The sequence below is a fragment of the Novipirellula methanifontis genome, from assembly GCF_052161655.1.
Lineage (GTDB): Bacteria > Planctomycetota > Planctomycetia > Pirellulales > Pirellulaceae > Novipirellula.
In genome coordinates this window covers 2575079-2596865 of sequence record NZ_CP197418.1, presented here as the reverse complement: position 1 = coordinate 2596865, position 21787 = coordinate 2575079, and the positions used below count along the sequence as shown (strand labels likewise).

The 21787-nt window shown below is 54.3% G+C and carries 14 protein-coding genes; 10 read left to right on the top strand and 4 right to left on the bottom strand.

What is annotated here, in order from left to right:
• Positions 1-436 precede the first annotated feature (436 nt).
• Positions 437-1762, bottom strand: a complete 1326-nt coding sequence (locus SH528x_RS09105) for a DUF3754 domain-containing protein (RefSeq protein WP_442510212.1) — start codon at positions 1760-1762, stop codon at positions 437-439.
• Between SH528x_RS09105 and SH528x_RS09100 the strand changes: the two genes are divergently transcribed.
• A complete protein-coding gene (locus tag SH528x_RS09100) occupies positions 1746-2453 on the top strand; it encodes an HAD family hydrolase (RefSeq protein WP_442510211.1) in 708 nt (235 codons plus the stop codon). The two genes, SH528x_RS09105 and SH528x_RS09100, sit on opposite strands and share 17 nt — an antisense overlap.
• 426 nt (positions 2454-2879) lie before the next feature.
• On the opposite strand, the gene SH528x_RS09095 is transcribed toward SH528x_RS09100, so the two are convergent.
• Together SH528x_RS09095 and SH528x_RS09090 are read right to left on the bottom strand one after the other, a co-directional pair.
• Positions 2880-3758 carry a thiazole synthase gene (locus SH528x_RS09095; protein WP_442510210.1) on the bottom strand — a complete coding sequence of 293 codons (879 nt, stop codon included), beginning with the start codon at positions 3756-3758 and terminating at the stop codon, positions 2880-2882.
• Positions 3724-3897 (bottom strand): hypothetical protein, encoded by a 174-nt coding sequence (locus SH528x_RS09090; protein ID WP_442510209.1) that lies wholly within the window; start codon positions 3895-3897, stop codon positions 3724-3726. The genes SH528x_RS09095 and SH528x_RS09090 overlap by 35 nt, the downstream gene beginning before the upstream one ends.
• A 2-nt stretch (positions 3898-3899) precedes the next feature.
• Here SH528x_RS09090 and SH528x_RS09085 point away from each other — a divergent pair, with 2 nt between their 5' ends.
• The 8 genes from SH528x_RS09085 to SH528x_RS09050 all read left to right on the top strand — a co-directional run bounded on the left by SH528x_RS09085 (position 3900) and on the right by SH528x_RS09050 (position 20162).
• A complete protein-coding gene (locus SH528x_RS09085; RefSeq protein WP_442510208.1) occupies positions 3900-6947 on the top strand; it encodes a PSD1 and planctomycete cytochrome C domain-containing protein in 3048 nt (1015 codons plus the stop codon).
• A 74-nt stretch (positions 6948-7021) separates the two neighbouring features.
• The gene (locus SH528x_RS09080) at positions 7022-8467 is read left to right on the top strand and encodes a DUF1501 domain-containing protein (RefSeq protein ID WP_442510207.1); all 1446 of its coding nucleotides are present in this window, start codon (positions 7022-7024) and stop codon (positions 8465-8467) included.
• A 67-nt stretch (positions 8468-8534) separates the two neighbouring features.
• Positions 8535-9350 carry a hypothetical protein gene (locus tag SH528x_RS09075; protein WP_442510206.1) on the top strand — a complete coding sequence of 272 codons (816 nt, stop codon included), beginning with the start codon at positions 8535-8537 and terminating at the stop codon, positions 9348-9350.
• A 648-nt stretch (positions 9351-9998) separates the two neighbouring features.
• A complete protein-coding gene (locus tag SH528x_RS09070; protein WP_442510205.1) occupies positions 9999-10628 on the top strand; it encodes a sigma-70 family RNA polymerase sigma factor in 630 nt (209 codons plus the stop codon).
• A gap of 2 nt (positions 10629-10630) precedes the next feature.
• Positions 10631-14197: a protein kinase domain-containing protein gene (locus tag SH528x_RS09065; protein ID WP_442510204.1), complete on the top strand. Its 3567-nt coding sequence runs from the start codon at positions 10631-10633 to the stop codon at positions 14195-14197.
• Positions 14198-14293: 96 nt separating this feature from the next.
• Positions 14294-14818 carry a hypothetical protein gene (locus SH528x_RS09060; protein WP_442510203.1) on the top strand — a complete coding sequence of 175 codons (525 nt, stop codon included), beginning with the start codon at positions 14294-14296 and terminating at the stop codon, positions 14816-14818.
• A 193-nt stretch (positions 14819-15011) separates the two neighbouring features.
• Entirely contained in the window at positions 15012-18503 is a 3492-nt protein-coding gene (locus SH528x_RS09055) for a PDZ domain-containing protein (protein ID WP_442510202.1), read from the top strand.
• Positions 18504-18581: 78 nt separating this feature from the next.
• Positions 18582-20162 carry a redoxin family protein gene (locus tag SH528x_RS09050; protein WP_442510201.1) on the top strand — a complete coding sequence of 527 codons (1581 nt, stop codon included), beginning with the start codon at positions 18582-18584 and terminating at the stop codon, positions 20160-20162.
• Positions 20163-20234: 72 nt separating this feature from the next.
• Here SH528x_RS09050 and SH528x_RS09045 read toward each other — a convergent pair whose 3' ends face one another.
• Positions 20235-20927: a hypothetical protein gene (locus tag SH528x_RS09045; protein WP_442512102.1), complete on the bottom strand. Its 693-nt coding sequence runs from the start codon at positions 20925-20927 to the stop codon at positions 20235-20237.
• 461 nt (positions 20928-21388) lie between these two features.
• On the opposite strand from SH528x_RS09045, the gene SH528x_RS09040 reads away from it, so the two are divergent.
• Positions 21389-21778 carry a hypothetical protein gene (locus tag SH528x_RS09040; RefSeq protein ID WP_442510200.1) on the top strand — a complete coding sequence of 130 codons (390 nt, stop codon included), beginning with the start codon at positions 21389-21391 and terminating at the stop codon, positions 21776-21778.
• Positions 21779-21787 lie beyond the last annotated feature (9 nt).

Here is a 21787-nt window from a genome sequence, read left to right as displayed (position 1 = left end):
GCGGTGGATCGTGCAAGCATAGTGCAACCAGCCCTCCCCGGCCGCTAACGCGTCCGACCCTCCCGCACACGGGAGGGTGAATTCACTTTCACCTCCCCGAAACTTGTTTTGGGGAGGTCAGAGTAAGCGGTAGCAAGCTCTGGGTGGGGCCACGGTGTGTTAGCGATGGATCGTGCAAGCACAGTGCCACCAACCCTCCCCGGCCGCTAACGCGTCCGACCCTCCCGCACACGGGAGGGTAAATTCATTTTCACCTCCCCGAAACTTGTTTTGGGGAGGTCAGAGTAAGCGGCAGCAAGCTCTGGGTGGGGCCTCGGTGTGTTAGCGGTGGATCGTGCAAGCACAGTGCAACCAGCCCTCCCCGGCCGCTCACGCGTCCGACCCTCCCGCACACGGGAGGGTAAATTTCGCTTGGCCTGGGAAATCGACTCTCTCATCAGCCTCGCATCTTCATGCCCCAGTTCTCGCCGTCGACTTGTTCGACCAGGCCAGCTTGCGACAAGATTTGCAGTGATCGCTCGACTTGAAAGTCGACTTCGACATTGACCGCTTCACGAATCATTCGCTCGCAGTGACGACGGAGTTTGCGTGAACTCAGCGGCGTGTCGCTTGACAAGATGCCGTACAACGCCAGCGTCACCTCGGCTTCACTCTGTTGACGGGCTTGTTGGATCAAACGGTAACCCACACCTGCGTTGGTATCGAGTTTTTGGTAGTACAGGTTCTTCGCCAAGTTCAACAAGTAGCGGTTCTTGGTCTGGAAATAGCTCACGACGCTGCGGACGATGTAGCCGATCGAGGCGAAGATCAACCCCGCCAACATCATCGAGGAATAGAGCGTGATGGCGGCAAACAGAAAAATGAACTGGGCCAATTTGCGAAGCGACATCAGGAGCCCCCCCAGACTTGGCACGATGATTTTAACTCGGTCTACTTTGCTGATGCGGACTTGCGTTCCTGGCAACAACATATCAACGTCTAGTTTGGGAATGTTTTTAAACATCCTCAGGTGCAAGCAGTCCGATGCGAGCTGCTCTTCGGAAACATCATCGTCGTGCAGTTTGAACAGCACGACCATCCGTTGATACACGGGAACTTCGACCGGTTCGCGTTGATACATCGTGCGAATCCGGCGGCGAAAGCGTGTGCCAACAATATCGCCACGCGAATAGACCACTAACTGATCGAACAGGGTGAAGTCGACATGCAGCGGGACGCCCCATTGGCTTGCCACGCCCACGCACGCTTCGATGTCGGATTGCTGCAGACGGCGGTATCCGGCTTCGACCAGCATCCGTTCGCAGAGTTTTAGGGTAGGCCCAATGTGAGGATGTGTTGTCGGGGCGTCCGGCGTTTCGTCTTGGGGTGGGGCGGCGTCCGAGTCCGCTGATTCTTTTGAGTCCTCCGCCAACGGGTCGCGATGGTCTGAGTCGGGATCGAGCGCGGAGTACCATTTCGAGAATTCGGTGTGGTACGCCGCACTATTCCGATTGAGTATGCTTTCGACTTGCCCGAACGCTTCGGTAAAGACCTGTTGCTGCGAGTCGGTCAGTTCGTTTCGCTGGATCAGGTATTCACGCAGTCGCGACGGTTCCACGGGCAAGTACAACTCGACGGACCAGTGATCGGGATTGTCCGAGATCAGTCCCGATGCACTCAGTTCGCTGATGTCGCCGAACGAACTGCCCAATGGGCGTGTCGTCGCGCCGTCACGATTGACAGACCACTCGACGAGAAAACGATCAATGAACGATTTTGACACCACGGGCTCCCAGTCGTCCGACGAGCAATCCGACGCCGCGCGAAAACCGGTTCGCGGGGTGGCACTCGATATGGACGGGCTGCTGATTGATACTGAACGATTGTACTGGCAAGTGGGCGATACGTTACTGCAGCGGCGAGGATATCGCTACAGCCGTGAATTACAGGCCCGCATGATGGGCCGCATCGGTGTGTCGGCGATCGCACAAATGATCGAGATGCACCATCTTTCAGATTCACCCGAAGCACTGCTCGCCGAATCCGATGAACTGTATGGAGCGTTGTTGTCTGAGCAGCTTCGTCCGATGCCAGGGCTGAGCCAATGGATGGACTCGCTACAGCAATCCGGTTTGCCATTTGGGCTGGCGACCAGCAGTCAACGCAAGTTTGTCGACGTGATTTTACCGACGTTTGATTGGTCCGATCAACTTGCGTTTGTATTGACCGGGAACGACGTCGTGAATGGCAAACCGCACCCCGAGATGTATTTGTCTGCGGCCGAGAAAATGCAGATCCCTGCGTCGGACATGCTGGTTCTCGAAGATAGTGGCAATGGATGTGTTGCGGCATTGGCCGCAGGCGCACAAACGGTCGCCGTGCCAAGCGAGCACACCAAAGACCAATCGTTCAGCGGAGTGATGTTGATCGCCGATTCGTTATTGGATCCGAGATTGCACAAATTAATCGCATGATGTTGTAGCGGAAGTCGTCAAGACTTTCGGCAATACTAGCGAATTCCAGCGGGCGACATTGCACGCATGCGGACTCTGACCTCCCCGAAACTTGTTTTGGGGAGGTCAGAGCGAGCGGCAGCAAGCTCTGGGTGAGGCACCGGCGTGTTAGCGGTGGATCGTGCAAGCACAGTGCAACCAGCCCTCCCCGGCCGCTAACGCGTCCGACCCTCCCGCACACGGGAGGTAAATTCATTTTCACCTCCCCGAAACTTGTTTTGGGGAGGTCAGAGCGAGCGGCAGCAAGCTCTGGGTGGGGCCTCGGTGTGTTAGCAGTGGATCGTGCAAACACAGTGCAACCAGCCCTCCCCGGCCGCTAACGCGTCCGCCCCTCCCGCACACGGGAGGGTGAATGCGTTGCCGGCCTACGCAAGACGGCGTTTCCGCTTACTGGCCGCTCAACGGCGCGGATCCGTAGGGGCGTGTGCTGATGACACCCTCTTCGGGACTGCTGGCGGTACCGTAAAGTCGCTTAGGAATACGACCAGCCAAATACGCGTCACGGCCCGCGATCGACGCATGCTTCATCGCTCGTGCCATCCGGATCGGATCACGTGCATGCGCGATGGCCGTGTTCAACAACACGCCGTCGGCCCCCAGCTCGAACGCTTCGCTGACGTCGCTGGCGGTGCCCACGCCCGCATCGATGATGACGGGATAATCGGGATCGTCTTCCTTCAAATACTCCAGGATGATCCGCAGGTTGTTGGGATTCAGCAGCCCCTGGCCACTGCCGATCGGACTGCCCGCCGGCATCACGCTGGCGGCTCCGACGGCTTTCAGACGCTGGGCCGTGACTGGACAATCGCTGGTGTAACAGAGGACTTTGAATCCCTCTTTGCTCAGTTCCTCACACGCGGCCAGCGTTTCCGATGGATCCGGCAACAGCGTTTTGCTATCGCCAAGCACTTCCAATTTGACCCAATCGGCGCCGGCGTTATTGAGTGAACGCAGGATTTCGCGGCCGAGTTTCGCGGCTCGGATCGCGTCCTTGGCAGTGTAGCAACCCGCCGTATTGGGCAGCAAAATGTATCGATCCAGGTCGAGGAAATCGAGGATATTTTGCCCCATCCGGTCATACAGCCGCTCGCGACGGACCGCGACCGTCACACAATCACTGCCCGAGGCAAGAAGCGAGTCCCGCATTTGCGGCATCGAGTCATAGCGACCGGTCCCCACGATCAGACGGCTCTTCAGTTGATGGCCGCCAACAACCAATCCAGGATCTTCGTCAATCACTTGGGGCGTGGATTCCGTAGTAGACAATGCGAAAGCTCAACAGAATGTAGGTAAAATGGAGTGACACTTTGAAGGTAACTGCAAGGATACCAAATCGCCCCGCCTGCTGGCGAGCGGCCGCAATCGTCAACACGCGACGAAGCGTTTGCCATCGACTATGATACATCCATGAAGTCCCACCCCTCCCCCCACCTTGTTCACCGCGTCCTGCTTGCTCTCATTTGCAGCGTCGTTGGTGCCCTCGCCCGTCTGAACGCCGACGATGAAATCTCGTTCAATCGAGATGTTCGTCCCGTGTTGGCGTCGCAGTGTTTTGCTTGTCACGGCCCCGACGAATCGCATCGCGAAGCCGATCTGCGGCTCGACGTCGACGAAGCTGCGATCGAACATGGAGTGATCGAACCAGGCGATCCGGACGCGAGCGAACTGGTGCGGCGGCTGTTCTCTGCCGACGAAGATGAGGTCATGCCGCCTCCGCACGCAGGGACGCTCAAACCCGAACAGAAAAAACTGCTTCGCGATTGGGTGCAAAGCGGAGCGAAGTACGATAAACACTGGGCCTTCACCCCGCCGGCGCGGCCGCCTGTGCCGACCGTTTCGCAATCCGACTGGGCCAGAAACGCGATCGACGCCTTTGTGCTGGACCGTCTGGACGGTGAAGGACTTTCGCCCTCGCCCGAAGCTGACCGGATGACGTTGGTGCGTCGGTTGTACATCGATTTGATCGGACTACCGCCAACGCCGCAGCAAGCCGATGCGTTTGTGGCCTCCAGCGATCCGCATGCTTATGAAGCACTGGTCGACGAACTTCTGCAATCGCCTCGCTATGGTGAACACTGGGCTCTGCCTTGGCTGGATCTCGCTCGTTACGCCGACACCAATGGCTACGAGAAAGATCGTGAGCGGTCGATTTGGCCCTATCGAGATTGGGTGATCCGGGCGCTCAACGAAGACATGCCCTACGATCAGTTTTCGATCAAACAGTTAGCTGGCGATTTGTTGCCTGGCAAAAGTCCCGATGATTTGATCGCGACCGGATTTCATCGCAACACGATGCTCAATGAAGAAGGCGGTATCGATCCGCTTGAGTATCGTTACCTCGCGATGGTCGATCGCGTCGCAACGACCGGCATCGTCTGGCTCGGTTTGACCACGGGTTGTGCGCAGTGCCATACGCATAAGTTCGATCCGATCACGCACACCGATTACTTTCGGTTGATGGCGCTGTTGAACAATGCCGACGAACCCGACTTTGCGATCCCTGATCCCACAGTGGAGCAACAGCGAAGCGAAACGCTGGATCAAATCGAGCGGCTCGAATCTCAGTTGGCGAACTCCTTTCCGGTCGGCGAAGATGAATCGGTGACTTTCGAAAGTGAATTCGCAAAATGGATTCGCAGTCAAGAAGCGGTCGCGACGCCATGGGAAGTGATCACGCCGACGGAGATGAAATCCAACTTGCCACGGCTCGAACCACTCGATGACGGCAGCGTCTTTGCCAGCGGCGACACCACCAAGCGTGACCAGTACGAGTTGACGTTTACGATTCAGCAAAGCGATTTGCCGATCACGGCCATTCGGCTCGAAGCATTGCCCGACGATCGGCTGCCCGAGCGTGGTCCCGGGCTGGCGTTCTACGAAGGCCGCAAAGGCGATTTCTTTGTGAGCGAATTAAATGCGACGCTCGGCGATGCCTCGTTGAGTTTTGGCGAGGTCTCGCACAACTACCACACCACCAACGACGGCAATCCCAAGGTCCGTCCCGATAACGTTTTTGATGGCGATGGATCGACTGGCTGGCAACCCGGTAATCACAAAGGCGAACGGTTGCATTTGGTGATGAATCTGCAGCAGCCGATTGAAACGCCTGGCAACCTTCGCATCAAGTTGCTGTTTGAACGTCATTACGTCGCGAGTCTTGGGCGTTTTCGCTTTGCAATCACCCAAAAGCCGGGGTCGGTCGCGAGCCAACTGTCCGAGGCCGCTGAGACGATTCTCGCCTCATCAGACGAAAACAAAGGACAAAGCGAAATATTGCGACGCGAGTTTCTGCGAACAACTCCGCTATTGGCCGAGGCACGCAAACCGATCGATGCATTGCGAGCGAAGCTGCCAGAGCTGACGACCACGTTAGTGATGCAAGAGCGGCCGGCCGATCATCCTCGGCCCACTTTTCGACATCATCGTGGTGAGTACCTTAGTCCGAAGGAGCAAGTGGGTCCGGGGATGCTGAGCGTGTTCGTTGAAGACGAGGGGCGTTCGCCGGAAAATCGACTTGAGATGGCCCGCTGGCTAGTCAGTGACGCCAATCCCTTGATCGCACGGGTGACCGTGAACCGTGCTTGGCGGTCACTGTTCGGTGCTGGCTTAGTGCGGTCCAACGATGACTTTGGCGTCCAGTCCGAACCGCCGACGCATCCTGAATTGCTCGATTGGTTGAGCGTCGAATTGATCGACAACGGTTGGTCGATCAAACAACTGCATAAGACGATCGTGATGAGCGCGACCTATCGTCAAGATTCCAAAGGGACAGCCGAACTTGTCCAAATGGATCCCGATAATCGACTGCTCGCCCGCGGTGCACGCTACCGCGTCAATGGCGAAACGGTTCGCGATATCATGCTCCGGGGATCAGGATTGCTGACGGAGAAAATGTACGGCCCAGGCGTGTTTCCGCCGCAGCCTCCGAGTGTGACGGAGTTGGCGTATGGCAATTTTAAATGGAACACCGCCAAGGACGCCGATCGCTATCGCCGCTCGATCTATACGTTCAAAAAGCGGACTTCGGCATTTGCCGCCTACACCGTGTTTGATGCCCCAACCGGCGAAGAGTGCATCCCGCAGCGAAACCGCAGCAACACGCCGCTGCAAGCGCTGACGGTGTTAAATGACGAAATGTATTTTGAGATGGCCCGAGCTTTGGCAAAACAGGCTTTGGCGAAACAGACGTTAGCAAAACAGGCCGATGAAGATGCAAATGATTCGCCTGCGGATATCGCGACGTCGATGTTCCGCCGAATTCTGACGCGGCCTCCCACGGCCGACGAAGTGGAGATGTTAACGGCATACTTCGACGCTCAAAAGCAACGGCTGGTTTCCGGAGATCTTGCTGCTGCGGAGATTGGCAACGACAAAAGCGCCACCGCCGACTTCGCGGCGTGGTCGATGGTCGCTCGTGTGATCATGAACTTAGACGAAGCCGTTACTCGCCCCTGACCGAACGCTCGATCAATCAATCGATCGATCTTTTTTCGAGCCACTGCACCGCTTAGCGTCCCTTGGTGAAAGCAATGAATCCTCACTCACAACCCGATCCAACCCGCCGCCACTTTTTTCAAGATTGTGGTGTCGGCCTTGGCAAAATGGCACTGGCGTCGCTGATCGCTGGCGGGGCGAAGCATGCTCTGGCTGGGCAAGATGACGCGTCGCAACCGAGTTCCGTGCGTCCGACTCACTTCCCTGCCAAAGCAAAACGGGTGATCTTTTTGTTCATGGCCGGAGCACCCAGCCAACTTGATTTGTTTGACAACAAACCCAAACTGGCCGAACTCGCCGGCCAGCCGATCCCACCGTCGGTAATCGGTAACCAACGTTACGCGTTTATCCAGCCCGATGCGGCGGTGCTGGGGCCACAGTTCCCGTTTGCCAAGTATGGTGAAAGTGGAGCCGAGCTATCGGATCGCTTGCCCTATCTGTCCAAAGTCGTCGACGATATTTCGTTCGTGAAATCTTGCACGACCGATCTGTTCAATCACGCACCCGCCCAATTGTTGTTCAATACCGGAAATCAGTTGCCGGGTCGACCGAGCATGGGGGCTTGGTTGAGCTATGGGCTTGGCAGCGAGGCGAACGATCTGCCTTCGTTTGTGGTTCTAAAAAGTGGCGGCAACCTGAGTGGCGGGGCGGCGATGTGGGGCAGCGGTTTCTTGCCCGGTTCGCATCAGGGCGTTCCCTTTCGTGAGTCGGGCGATCCGATTTTAAACGTTGCCAATCCGACCGGTTTCGACACGCAAGCTCAGCGTGACTCGCTTGATTTGATTCGCAAGATGAATCAGAAACGCCAATCAGTGGTGTTTGATCCTGAGATTGAAACCCGGATTCGCTCGTACGAGATGGCATATCGAATGCAAACGCGGGCTCCTGAGTTGATGGATTTTGATAGCGAGTCGGCTGAGACGCTTGCGATGTATGGTGCCGATCCGGGTAATGCGTCCAAGTCGTTTGCCAACAACTGCCTACTCGCTCGCCGTTTGGCAGAGCGAGGAGTGCGTTTTATCCAGGTTTACCACTCGGGATGGGACCACCACAGCAACGTCGCCGGCGGTTTGAAGTCGCAATGTGCCGCGACCGATCAGGGCTGTGCCGCGTTGATCAAGGATTTGAAGCAGCGAGGATTGCTGGACGAAACGTTGGTCGTCTGGGGCGGCGAGTTTGGCCGAACACCGATGGTCGAATCGAGTGCCGCGTTGGGACGCAGCATGGGACGCGACCATCATCCGCAAGCGTTCACGATGTGGTTTTCCGGCGGCGGAATCAAACCAGGAATCACACTCGGCGCGACCGACGAACTCGGATTCAACATCACCGAGCGGCCCGTGCATGTGCATGACATCCAAGCCACGATCCTGCACTGCCTAGGTCTGGATCATCAACGGCTCAGCGTCAATTTTCGCGGCCTAAACGTCAAACTGACCGGCGTCGAAGAGCATCACGTCGTCAAAGAATTGTTGGCGTAGTGGATCTTGCTAAAGATCCCGTGTTCAGGATGTTTAGCGAAACGTTTTTTCTTGCTATCGTGGTTAGATGAAATGGAGCGACAAATGGCGACTGGCGACCTGCCGATTACTGCGAAAACGGTCGGTGCTCTTTTCACGCAAAGACGATTGGAACCAGGCCATCGTCGAGACGCTTACAAGTTACGTCCCGTTCTGCTACGACTTTTCCGAGGTCGATTTCCGGCGGTTTGATTTGCTCTTTCCGCTGACGATTCGCGACGAAAAGTATTTCAACCTGCACCACCGATCGCTACATGGGAAAAAGGCGATCGTGCCGACCACCGATGTGATCGACTTATGCGAAGACAAACCGGCTTTGATTCAGCGACTGACCCAGCTTGGGTTCGGCGAGCACATGCCAGCGACAGGAGGGCGGTTTGATTATCCGTATGTTTTGAAGAAGCGAGTCTCTGGATTCGGCGACGGTACCTTCATCATTCATAACTCAGACGAGGAACGTCAATTTCAGTCGCTTTTGGATGCGGAAACGCATTTCACACAGGAGCACATCGACGGGCACGAAGAGTATGCCACTCATGTGATCATGACGAAGGGACGCGTTGTATTCAGCCGCACATGCAAGTATTTCTTTCCACCGGGAGCTTACGTAAAAGGTCGGAATTGCAAGGCGATGAAACGTGAAACGCTCGAGCATTCTCCGTACCTTGGCTTGTTCGCAGAGATGTTGCGAGCGATCGATTACGAAGGCGTCTGCTGTCTCGACTATAAGCCCCACGGTGATGGCATCAAGTTGCTCGAAATCAATTCACGTTTTGGCGCGACGATGTCATTGTTCATCAACGAGGCACTGCCAGCCTACGAGTCAGCCGTTGCAGAGTACTGATGCGGGGCGAGAGATTTGACCGAAAGTTGGTGGTCGTAAAGTAGATCGGACCGTCGTGGAGCGGAGTTCCGGCATCGCGGCGGGAACGAACTGACCATCACATTTGCATCTGCCGGATTTGCGTCGTCGAACGCAACTTGATCCGGCTTAAGGAGCGACTCTCGCTTTGACGATCAAACTTGAAGCACGCCAACGGCTTGGAAAGCCGAGCGACAATAGTAGACCGGATCGGAGCGGAGTTCCGGCACGGCGGCGGTGACCAACTGACCATCACATTTGCATCTGCCGGATCTGGTCGTCGAACGCAACTTGATCCGGCTTACGGAGCGACTCTCGCTTTGACGATCAAACTTGAAGCACGCCAACGGCTTGGAAAGCCGAGCGACAATAGTAGACCGGATCGGAGCGGAGTTCCGGCACGGCGGCGGTGACCAACTGACCATCACATTTGCATCTGCCAGAATCCGGACTTGTCCATCAAACGATTTGGCGATCTGGGTATTACGATGAAATCAGCATTCACTCAAGTTCATCAAAAGGGAACGAAATTGAAAAAATGCGCGCTCCATCCGCTCCTGGAAGTCCTCTAATACACATAGGGGCTGGTTGGGTTGTGTGACTTCATCTTTATCAGCCTGGAGTTCATCCGTGCTGAACAATTGTTCCGATGGTTCTCTCCCCTGTCTCGTCCATAAGCAGCAAACGGACATGACCGTCAGTACCGATGATGACGCTGCGCCGAACCTGGAGCAGTACCGCGGCTACCTGAAGCTGCTCGCTGATCTTCAGTTGAATCCACGTTTGCGCGTCAAGCAAGGATCGTCGGATATCGTGCAACAGACCATGCTGGATGCACACCTTGGACTTGCGGACTTTCGCGGCAAGACAGATGCGGAGTTGCGAGCTTGGCTGAAAACGATTCTGACCCGCAACTTGCTCACTGTGGCAAGACGCTACAGGACCCACAAACGTGCCGCTGGACGTGAGGTTTCTCTGCAGGATCAGATGGAAAAGTCGTCCGCTCGATTCCATCATCAGTTGGTTGGCGACCAAACCTCTCCCTGTATGAAGCTGATCAAGCAGGAACGTTCGGAGCAATTGGCTGTAGCATTGCTGCGACTGCTCGACGACGAGCAGTCAGCCGTCGTTCTAAAGCACATCCATAATTGGTCAGTCGCAGAAATTGCTCAGCACCTCGGCAGGACCCAAGAAGCCGTGGCTGGATTGCTGCGGCGAGGTTTGAAAAAGCTACGTGAGCATTTGCGAGAGGAAGCGTAACGATGCCAAGCACGAAACCAGACGGTGACGAACGCGAACGTCAACTTGATGCAATCATCGCTGAGTACTATCGCTTGTCCGATACCGATGGACCTCCCGATCAGAGCGTCTTCGTCCTTCAATACCCCGATTTTGCGGCGGAGCTCAAAGAATACTTTTCGGACGCGAGGTTGTTCCATGCCGAGGACGGTTCCACACCGCAGGATACCATTCTTGGACCTACAATCATTGAAACGCCTCGACCAATGCAGTCAGCTTCCAAGCAAGTTGTGCGATACTTTGGCGAATACGAGATTCTGGAGGAACTTGGGGCTGGAGGCATGGGGGTTGTCTACAAAGCTCGACAGAAGAAATTGAGTCGGATCGTCGCCCTGAAGATGATTCGATCCGGCGAATTAGCGAACTCATTGGACGTGCAGCGATTCGAAGCCGAAGCCAAAGCAGCAGCGAAGCTATCGCACCCAGGAATCGTTTCAGTTCATGAGGTAGGCGTCCACGACGGGCATCACTTCTACACGATGGACTATGTCGAAGGCGGTAATCTGTCTCAGTTGCATCGAGATAAGCCAGTGCCAGCAAAACATGCGGCGAAGCTTGGCCGTCAATTAGCGGAGGCGATGCACTACGCTCACCTAAAAGGAATCGTTCATCGTGACCTGAAGCCAGCAAACATTCTGTTAACCGTTCACGGTGAACCAAAAATCACTGACTTTGGACTTGCGAAACGCGTTCACGTCGACGACGAGTCCCAGGCACACGCGATGACCGAAAGTGGTCAGATTCTCGGCACAGCCGGCTACATGTCTCCAGAGCAGGCCTCTGGAAAGTCACGTTTGGTGGGGCCATCGGCCGATGTCTATTCACTTGGCGCCGTGCTCTACGCACTACTGACGAGTCGTGCTCCCTTCGTCGGAGAAACACCGACACATACGATTATGCAGGTGCTTCAAAATGAGCCCCTATCACCGCGAAAACTCAACCCCAGCGTTCCGCAAGATCTAGAAACGATCTGCCTGAAATGCCTGGAGAAAGAACCTCACAATCGATACGGCACAGCACAATTGTTGGCAGACGACTTGCAGCGATTTCTCGAAGGCTGGCCTGTTGTTGCCCGACCGATCAGCCACCCGGCGCGGGCATGGCGGTGGTGTAGACGCAACTCGGCAGTAGCGTTGCTTTCTTTCGCAATCATTATGTCGTTAGTGCTCGGCACTGCGATTTCCAGCACATTAGCAATCATTGCGAATCAACGCGGTGAGCGACTGGCTAATTCACTGGCCGCACAGACAGAACTGGTCCGTCTCAAGGATCGAGCTTTACTGGACTTGCAGCGGGAAGTCAGTCGTAATTACATCGATAAGGGAGTTTCAGATTTATTATCGGGCGAAATTTCACGCGGCCTGATTCGGCTGTTCCAAGCGACTCAAAGTGTAAATTCAACAGACCCCGAGTTTGCGATCGCACATAAGTTAATCGGTTGGTGGAGTAGTAACTTCGGCCAACCGCTTCGGCACAGCGGCGAGGTGCACTGCGTTTGCATCAGTCCAAACGGAGAAATTATTGCAACTGGATCCCAAGATCGGACTTTGAAGTTGAGGGATGCTCACACTGGCATGCCCTTGTGCGGGCCATTCATTCACGATAACAGCGTGTTTTCGGCAGTGTTTCATCCCGATGGAAACATGATACTGACAGCGTCATGCGACGAAGTCGCTAGTCTTTGGGACACGGTGAATGGTAGTCTTATACGACAAGTAGTGCATGGGGCGCGTGTTAGACAGATAATGTTCAGCTCAGACGGCGAAATGTTTGTTACTGCGGGGGATAACGGTATCGCCAGGATTTGGGAGACGGCGACTGGGGACGAGGTCGGCACACCAATGCTTCATGAGGAATCAATTCACTGTGTGGCCTTCAGTCCAGACTCGAGTAAACTCGCAACCGGAAGCCGTGATAACACCGCACGACTATGGAATGTGAGTTCGGGAAAGCCGATTGGGGATCCTCTTCGGCATCCAGACGATATCGTCTCAGATATCGCATTTAGCCCTGACGGAGCTACCCTCGCTACCGGCGGGATTTGGGGATGGGTTGGGTTATGGGATACAACGACAGGGGCGGCGTTAGGACAACAACACCAGCTAAGCGGAAGTGTTTGCGGTTTGGTGTTTGTCGACGAAGGACGAACATTGCTCGCTGGCTCAATTTCGGGCGGACTTTACCGCATCGAAGTATCTACAGGTCGACTTTTAAAGTCGAGAGTCGGACCTACAAAGATGAACGGTTTTACGCTGGGACCCACTCAAAAGCAGTTTCTCAGTCGTGTGGAGAATCAATTACAGCTTTGGGACCTCGATACCGGACAGCCGTTAGGCGAGCCGATGCTTCATGAAGACGTTATCCGCGATGTTAGGTTTAGCCCGGATGGACGAATCGCGGTGAGCGCAAGTGCCGATAAGTCGGCCCGAATTTGGGACTTGACTCAAAACACTTCACGACACATTCCAATAAAGTTAGACTCTAATTTGCCCCCTGGAGCAGCGTTTTGCCCAGAACACGCAAGGATAGTTACCGCTGGCCGTACTGCGCGGGTTTTGGATACGACCAACGGAGAATTGCTGTTGGAATTGAAGCCCAAAGAGGGGTATTTCCTTGATACCATTTTTAGCCCGGACGGCAAAACTGTGCTAACCGGAGGTACCGATGGCGCTGCGCGATTGTGGGATGTTGAAACTGGCGAAATGATTTCCGAACTCTTAGGACATACACGGGACGTGCGCAGTGTGGCCTTTAGTCCAGATGGCACATTGATTGCGACGGGTTCCTTGGACAAGACTGTTCGGCTTTGGAAAGCCGAAGATAATCAGCAGCTTGGCACGCCGATAATACTTGATGGTAGTGTTAGTAACGTCGCTTTTAGCGAAGATGGAAGTCTATTGATTGCGTCGACGACGAATCAGAGCCATACAGTACGGATATGGGACATTAAGACACGAAAGTCACACATGAGCTTGATCCAGGACGCATATGGAATCAACTCCGTTGCGATCAGTCCCGATTGCAGGTATGTGTTGACCGGAAACTCCGCTGGGTATGCAAGCTTGTGGGATATCGAGACAGGCAAGAAAATAGGAAGCGATCTTCCGCATCGCGGTACCGTAATCTCGGTCGCATTCAGTCCTGATGGCGAGAGCTTCGTCACGTGTGGAGTACAAGACACCGAAGCATCATTGTGGGACACGAAGACTTTGAAGCCGCGAAGACAGCCTATGCAGTCTGGCGGTCCTCTTCTTGCAGTCGCATTCAGTTCAGATGGTTCGCAAATTCTCACGGCGAGTTCTGTTTTAAGGTTGGTTAACAATGTCGGCTACTGGCTAAGTATCCGGGAATGGCGTATCCCGCCGACAATTCAAAGCTCACCCGTACGCGTCAAGAAGTCGCTTGAAGTTATGACGGGTTTGCGGGTTGACGATCAAAACCAGATCCAGGAACTTTCGAATCAGCAGCTACATGAGTTGCAGCAAGTACTGGAGGACGAGTTGGGAGGCCCGCCAATCCCGTGGCGCTAGACCGATAACAATTCAGGTACGGAGGCAAAGGGACATAGCACTTTCCTGGTTCATTCGGGACCATCGTGGTACAGATTGTCAGAGAATCGTCGGTCGATGGACGGCTTTTTGGCGCCCTATCTATTGAGCGTGTCTCCTTCACCCGACCTTGATCGTGATTCCGATAGTGGGAAGCAAGCCATGAGAATCAATCACTATTTCCCATGTGTTCTGGTGTGCGTGTTGATCGCAATTCTCGTGTCGTCAATGCCCGCTGAGGAACGCCAGAAGCGAGGATTAAAGCAGCAACTTCACGAGCGCCGAGTTGCTTATCGTGATACGCTTCAAAAAGCTTTCGATGTGCTGCAACGACGCTACATCGCTGGAGCTGATGACTTTGGCTGTGTCTCGAAAGTACGTGCCGCTCTCTTAGAGGCAGAGCTAGCAATTGAATCTGAATCTGATATGCGCCTGAAAAAGATCGAAGATTACGTTGATCAGCTGAAGCAAGAGGAACAATTCCATATTGCTCGATTCAAAAATGGTTCATGTCGAATGGATGAGGTGAACCTAGCCATTGCGCATCGTATTCACGGTGAAATCATGTTGCTTGAGGAGCAAGAACGCCAGCAGCGCCCTTAGCGACAATCCTGCAAAAGTACTGTTACGGATTGCAGCGTAAATTCGCGATGATCGGAAAACCAATGGAGCTCGATGACAAACAATCAGTTCAGAAGAAAAATTGAAATTTCTGCGGTTGATCCGATCCTTTTTGGCATCCTTAGATATAGATTGATTATGTCACCGCTTCTCACTGCGTTTGGGAGTTTCGATCATGAATCGTCTTAGGTGCCACGCAAACTTGTGGTTCGTGTTTTTCTCGGGATTCATGTTCGTTTACGTTGTGAACACCGTCGCGTCGGTGAACGGCGATGATCCCAAGGACAAATCCAAGTACGAACAGCTCGAACAACAGCTGCACGGCTTGACCAATCAGAAGTTACGGTCGCTTGCCGAAGACGGTGTCCTACCTGCCCCGATCAGTGACCTGCACGTTTCACCCGATCAGCTGAACAACGCACTGATTCAGGAGTTGGCAAGGCGGCTCGAAACGCCGAAGACGCATACAGCCGAAACCACCGAGGTCAAAGGGACAGCAACCGCTGATTCGCACGCTGACGAGGGCGATGAAGTTGACGACGTAGTCTCCGTCAAAGACATGCTCGTCGGGCCGGCCGAAATCAATCTGGCGAATGTCGGCGTCGAGAGCTTTTTGGGAGCGCCCTTCGCTGTCGGCATGGTCGAGCTGAAGTATGAACCGGGGCACGGTCCCATGATTTACCCGGACCAGCCACTGTTCTTAGATTCGACCGACCAGCGTGCTCACTACATCGGCTTTGATCTTTCGTACCAGCAACGCGATAACGAACCGACAATGATGGTGGATCGGCTTCGCGCTTTGTTCTTGCTGCGAGGTTCGGATTCGTGCCAGGTGTCGGTCTGGACGGCGGCAGGTTCGCTGCTCGAGAAGCAGGATGTCCAGCCGATTCAGGACGGAGGTCGACACGGTGAAATGCTCCGCCAGTGGTGGAAGCAGTTTTCCGTCATCCCAACCAGCTATGGTCGTGAACAGAGGGAACTCAAGGAATCGCTGCTGGACATGCTGGCACGCCGTCTTCGGCTTCCCGGTCCCTGGCCTCGAATCGCCAAGATCGACGATGGCGTCAACGAAACGAGCCTAGAGCACCAGTTTGAACGCGGCATTGGAATGCTCTTTGGCATCGAATCCGTTAAGTTGGCAATGCGTACTGACACGGCTTTGAGCCAGTCAGGTCGGTTTGAGAAAGCGGACCAGTCTGTTCCAGTGCGTCCCGCCCTGCAGAGAGTGGCGATCCCGCAAGCACCACCGGCCACTTGGATCGAGCCCATTGCGATGCATGTGCCGGCCGAGTGCTTTTACTTAAGAACCGGTAGCTTAGCGAATTATCGCCAGTTTCGACAATTTCTGCTCGGCTGGGGCGGCAGCCTGGACGACATCGTCTCCACCGAGACCGTTGATCATCAATCGCGAGCGAGGATCGAAGGGCAATTGGGACTTTCGCCTGACCAATTTGCGACGGACGAATTCGATAAGTTGATCGACGACATGGCCCTCATTGGCTGTGACCCCATGTTCGATGACGGTGCGGCAGTCGGAATTCTATTTCATGCTCGCAACTCCGATGACCTCGCCAGCGTCCTGAAAGTCCAGCGGAACCAAGCACGGTTGCGTGTTCCAGAAACCGAAGAACGCCGCGTGACTGTCGACGGTCACGATGTCTCATTTCTAACATCCGACGACCATCGCATTCGCTCTTTCTATGCGATCGATGGCGACTTCCATCTCGTCACTAATTCGGAGCAATTGCTGGCCCGATTTTTTCAAGCGAGTAACGGAACAGACTCGCTTGGCGGTCTCGATGAGTTTCGTTACGCACGTTACCAGACCAACCAAATCGGCAACAGGAACCAGCAGCAACCGTTAGCGATGCTCTATCTTTCGGATCCGTTTTTTCGAAACTTGATCAGCCCGCTTTACCGCATCGAACTGGCTCGCCGCCGACAAGCTGCCCAAGAACTGAAGCAATACCAGTTAGCGCTGATGATCGCCAAGGCCGAGCGTATCGATGCGGTCACCACCGACCAGCTGATCAAATCAAAGTTGTTACCATCGGGTTTCGGTACCCGCCCCGACGGTAGCTATCCGATATTTGAAAAAGAAAAGTTTAAGGATTCGAGGCGTGGCGCCCTGGGATACTTCTTGCCGATCCCCGACGTACCGCCTCAAAAAGCAACTCAGACGGAGGTCTACTCCTATCATCAGTTCATTGGGCAGTACAGCCAAGAATGGAAAAGAATCGATCCAGTGACAGTCGTGTTCTCTCGCGGCAAGTCCGATGAAGATGGACTCCAGCACGTTGGTTTGGATATCGTTATCACGCCCTACGCTCCGCAACACTATGCGTTGTTGTCCCAGTATCTTGCTCCTGCCAGTGACCGGCGTGTGATGCCGATGAACGACGATTTGGTGAGTCTCGATACATCGATTCGCAGTGGGCAAGGATCGCCATACTCCCACCTTCTCTATTTGGGACTGCGAGATGACGACGTTCCCTATGTCTTCGAACATGGTCAAATCAAATTGGTCGATCGTTTCAAAGGGAGTACTTATGCGAAGAGCAATTCCTATGCGGCTATCTCTCCACCGAGTACGGAAGTACTTCGGATATTAGCGATGGCATTTAATCGAGTACAACGTCAACAAGATCGACGGGCTATTCCGGCAGAACGCACTCAACCGATTCCACCGCGAGTGGGGCCACCAACTGGCTTCAGCTTTTTTAATCTCTTTATGTCGTTCGCAATCCTGAAATCAAGCGATGTGTTTAAGTACGCTAGCCCCGTAAGTTCCGATAACAATTGGATGGTTGCATCGACCAATTTTTCTCTCCGACAAGATGTCATCAGCGAGCTAAGCCAGGAACGGATTTTTTCTTCGCCCCAAGTTCGTTTGCGAGTAAAGTCGCTCGCCAACTCAAAGGTGGAACCTTATATCCAAGCGTATACCTATCTAGCCTCGCGGAAGGCGTCGTCCGACAACGCGAAATTTTTGAACGATGTCACCGATTGGTTGCAACTGCCTGTTGCTGAGTCACGTGACTCAGTGGAAACGGTTTTGGGCGCGCGTCTGCGATGTCCACTCGGCGGTGACTTCAATTTGAGTGATCTTGACGACCATTCGTATTGGGCAGGAACGCAATGGCCTGAAACAAGCTACTTTGCAGAAACGAAAACGCCTCGGTCTTGGAAATTTGCATTCCTAGATTGGCTACGTGGACTCGACCTTCGATTTGATATCGATCAAACAACGCTGCGAGCGCACATCGACATGCTTGTGCGTCAGCCGGTCGGTCATGACGGGGAAGATCAATGGATGCCATTAAAATTGCAAGGTCCCCGTATTCCAGCGAATGCGGTTGTGGTTGACAAGATTCCTGTCGTTGCGCAGCCCGGCGTTCAATCAATGCCCACATGGATATTGGGAATTAAGGTTCAATCGGGAAAGCCGCCTTTCCGAGTTACATCCATCTATCCGGACAGCCCAGCATCCCGGGCCGGTTTATCAGTGGGTGATCTGATACTTGAGATCGATCGAGTTCAGCCAGAATTAAGTAAGCACTTGGCCGGGTTGGTCGCGTCGGCGCGAGATAGAACAGGAACCGTATCCGTTCGACTTCTACGCGAAGGTTCTCAGATCGACCTCCGAATTCCGCTACGCAACCGCTAAGGTTAGCAACATATGGATTCATCGCATTCGGACTTTCACCGTTTCTCTCCTCTCCTTTTTGCCCAAGGGCTGCCTGCCATGCGTCTTCTCACAACTTGTGTTCTGCTTCTGCTGACGGTTTCAATCGCTCCCGCCGCGGATTCAATGTATGGGACCCTCGACGGGTGGGGCCAGTTGATCGATCCCGATGGTGATTGCCGCTTTGACGTCGGTAAAGACTCCGTGGTGGTGACGTTTGGTCCAGGACCGCACGGTTTGGACGCCGAGAGCGGTAGCATGAACTCGCCTCGCATTGTGCGTTCGCTCAGCGGCGACTTTTCCGTCTCGACGGTCGTGGCGGGCGACCTTCCGCTACCGGAACTACCCCGCGCCTACGTCAGTGGCGGCTTGGTTTTAATGCAGGACCAACAAAACTATATCCGGCTCGAACGAGCCAGTTTTATTCGCAACGGAACGAAGTCGTTTTACACCAACTTCGAGCAACGGATTGATGCGAAACGAACCCGCATGGGGCTGTTTGCCGATTATCCGTTGCAAGCGGACCGCGCAGTTGAGCTTCGATTAGAAGTCCGCGATGAAACGGTTCGTGGCCTTGTGCGGCATGTCGGAGATGAGTGGCATGAGATGGGGACGGCGAAAATCAATGCGGGTGCAACACTACTTGCCGGAGTCTCGGGTGTGAAGACGATTCCTGATGAAGTCAAAGTCACGTTCAGCAGATTTCACATCAGGCACGAAGATCCTGTGGACGCCGCGTCCGACTCCGAAATCCGCTTGGCCCCGCAGCAAAACGTCGTCAGAATGTCCCGGTTGTCGGATTCGGGTGTGCAAAAAGTGGTTGCAAAAATCGTCGAATTGCAAGCACGCGCGGGCAAGATCAACGAGATGTCCGACGACGAACAGACACAACTGATCGAAGACGCAAAGGCGATAGCCAAAGAGAATTCTGACGGTGCGTCTCTAGCTCGAGTGCTTGGAATGGCATCAGGTTTGGCAGGAATGTTCCAGCGCGCTGACAAACCCCATCAAGCACTGCGAGTATTCCGCGAGATCGCCGACGCGCTTGCTGAATCGGAAGACAACACGAATGACGCGGTCATCGCTAAATTGCGAGAAACCGCAGAAAGGATCGAATCAAGACTGAAGCTAATAGGGACGCCGATTGTCGTCGACGGTAAATTGATGTCGAGTGAATCGATCGACTGGAAGGAATACGAAGGCAAGGTCGTGTTGGTCGATTTCTGGGCATCATGGTGCGGTCCGTGCCTCCGCGAAATTCCCAACATCAAGCAGCAATACGACACTTTCCATCAGCACGGATTTGAGGTCGTTGGAGTCTGCCTGGATCGCGACCGAACGAAAGCAGAAGAGTACATCGAGAGTGCCGAGATTCCTTGGCCGTCGATCTACGATGCGGATGCGGCAGAGGCGGAATCGATGAGCAAGCGATACGATATTACTGCCATCCCAACTGCAATTTTGGTAGACCGGGAGGGTAATATCGTGTCATTCGAAGCAAGAGGCGAGAAGCTTCCGAAACTGCTGGCCGAGTTCTTCGATGTCGCAGAAGCGGATTCAGCGAAGGCACCGAATACCTCAGACGTAGAGTTGCATTCCGGCCAGCCACCGGCCAAGGCTCGTCACGTCGACGTTGACTAGTCGTAGGCCAGCGCACTGCATTAATGTCAGCGGAAGGCTGCGTCGGTGTGAGTCTTTGCCGTTGAGCATGCGTTAGGTTGAACGCATATTGACATCAAAGGTTGGTAGGGAAATCGAGGTTTCGGGATGCTGGCCCGCTGCGATTTGCTGGAAAATTCGCGTTCTCGTTTCTTCGTCGCTACCCCATAGGTGCAGGATAAACTCACAAACGTCTTGCCCATCGTCGTCGCAGCGGTTCAATCGCGAGGAGGGAGTCACGATATTGATGTGTCGCTGAATGTCATTGGCGTTTTCCATCAGCATTTGCTGGAGTTGTCCTTGCTCCATAAAAGCCGTTCCCTGCCGCTCACCCTCAACACACCGGTCCCACCAATCCGCCATGAAATTGCCTGACCATTTGCTGTTGCGAAACATCATCACGCCGCTGTTGAGCCCACATGGTACGCCACCAATTTCGTAACGCATTCGTTCGCCGAACGGCGCGAATCCAAACTGGTGACCGGCAATGACGATGTCGTTTCCGTTGCTGCAAAACTCTTCCAACCGCTGCGAGAAATTAACCACACAAGCGTCGGCGTCGATCCACAGTAGATATTCCGCGGATGCGAGATGCCGCTGCATGATGCGTACTTTCTCATGCGGCGGCGTTAGCTCGAATTCTTCATATTGTTCGAAGCAAAACCCGTAGCCTTGCCGCTGGCAATAACGTCGATTGATTTCTGCCGTGATCGTGGCGTAGCATGCGATGTTGGACGTAGCATACATCACGACTTTGAATTGAGGTCTCGTAATCGCGTGACTCCTTCATTGTCGATTGTTACAACTCACTGACGTCCGAGGCCGGTGATAGAGGCCAGAATCACAGCATGAGTGATAGCGTGAATTCAAATAATGCAGAAGCTTTTCCGAAAAGACTGCGAGAGTGCCTCGGCCGGTCCCCCCGACTAGAAATCTCACCGTAGTCAAAGAATACTCGATCCGCAAGCGATAGGATCGCGGCGGTCTCGGCACCGTGTTTCTGGCTGATCACAACATGCTGCACTATCAGGACATCGGAGGTATCAACACCAAGTATAAGATTGTCGACCGAACACAAGCAAATCCAGGAGGGTGGGGGGCGATGCTTTTCGATTACGGAAGGCCTGTGATACAATGGCGTTTTGGCTTGCAGCGTACGCAATGTTCCACACTGCCGTCATGGGCTCAAAACGAAGATCGATCAACTTATGCGTTTCGCCCCCTACCTCGCCCCGTTTTCGGATCACCCCGTTTTGCAGCGACGGGTGATGCATGTCCTCGAGCGGCTGCCGGCCGAGGTGCAGCAAGATTTTCTGGATGACCACCGTTTTCAGGTCACGATTGATAATTATCAACCGGGTGTGGGTTGGTCATTCTTGATGCCCGCGCCAGGGCACGCTGGAACGACCAGTCGCTGCGTGGTGCTTCGACTGAAGCTTGCCGATGCCCATGAACCGTTTGCGTGGTATGTGATCGCGCACGAATTCGCCCATGCCTTTTTAAGAAACGGCGGTTGGGGCGAGATCACGGACATCGAAGAGGCGGCCGACGCAATGGCCGCCTCGTGGGGCTTCGAGCGTCCAAAGCCCCTGATCTAAAGTGGCTTC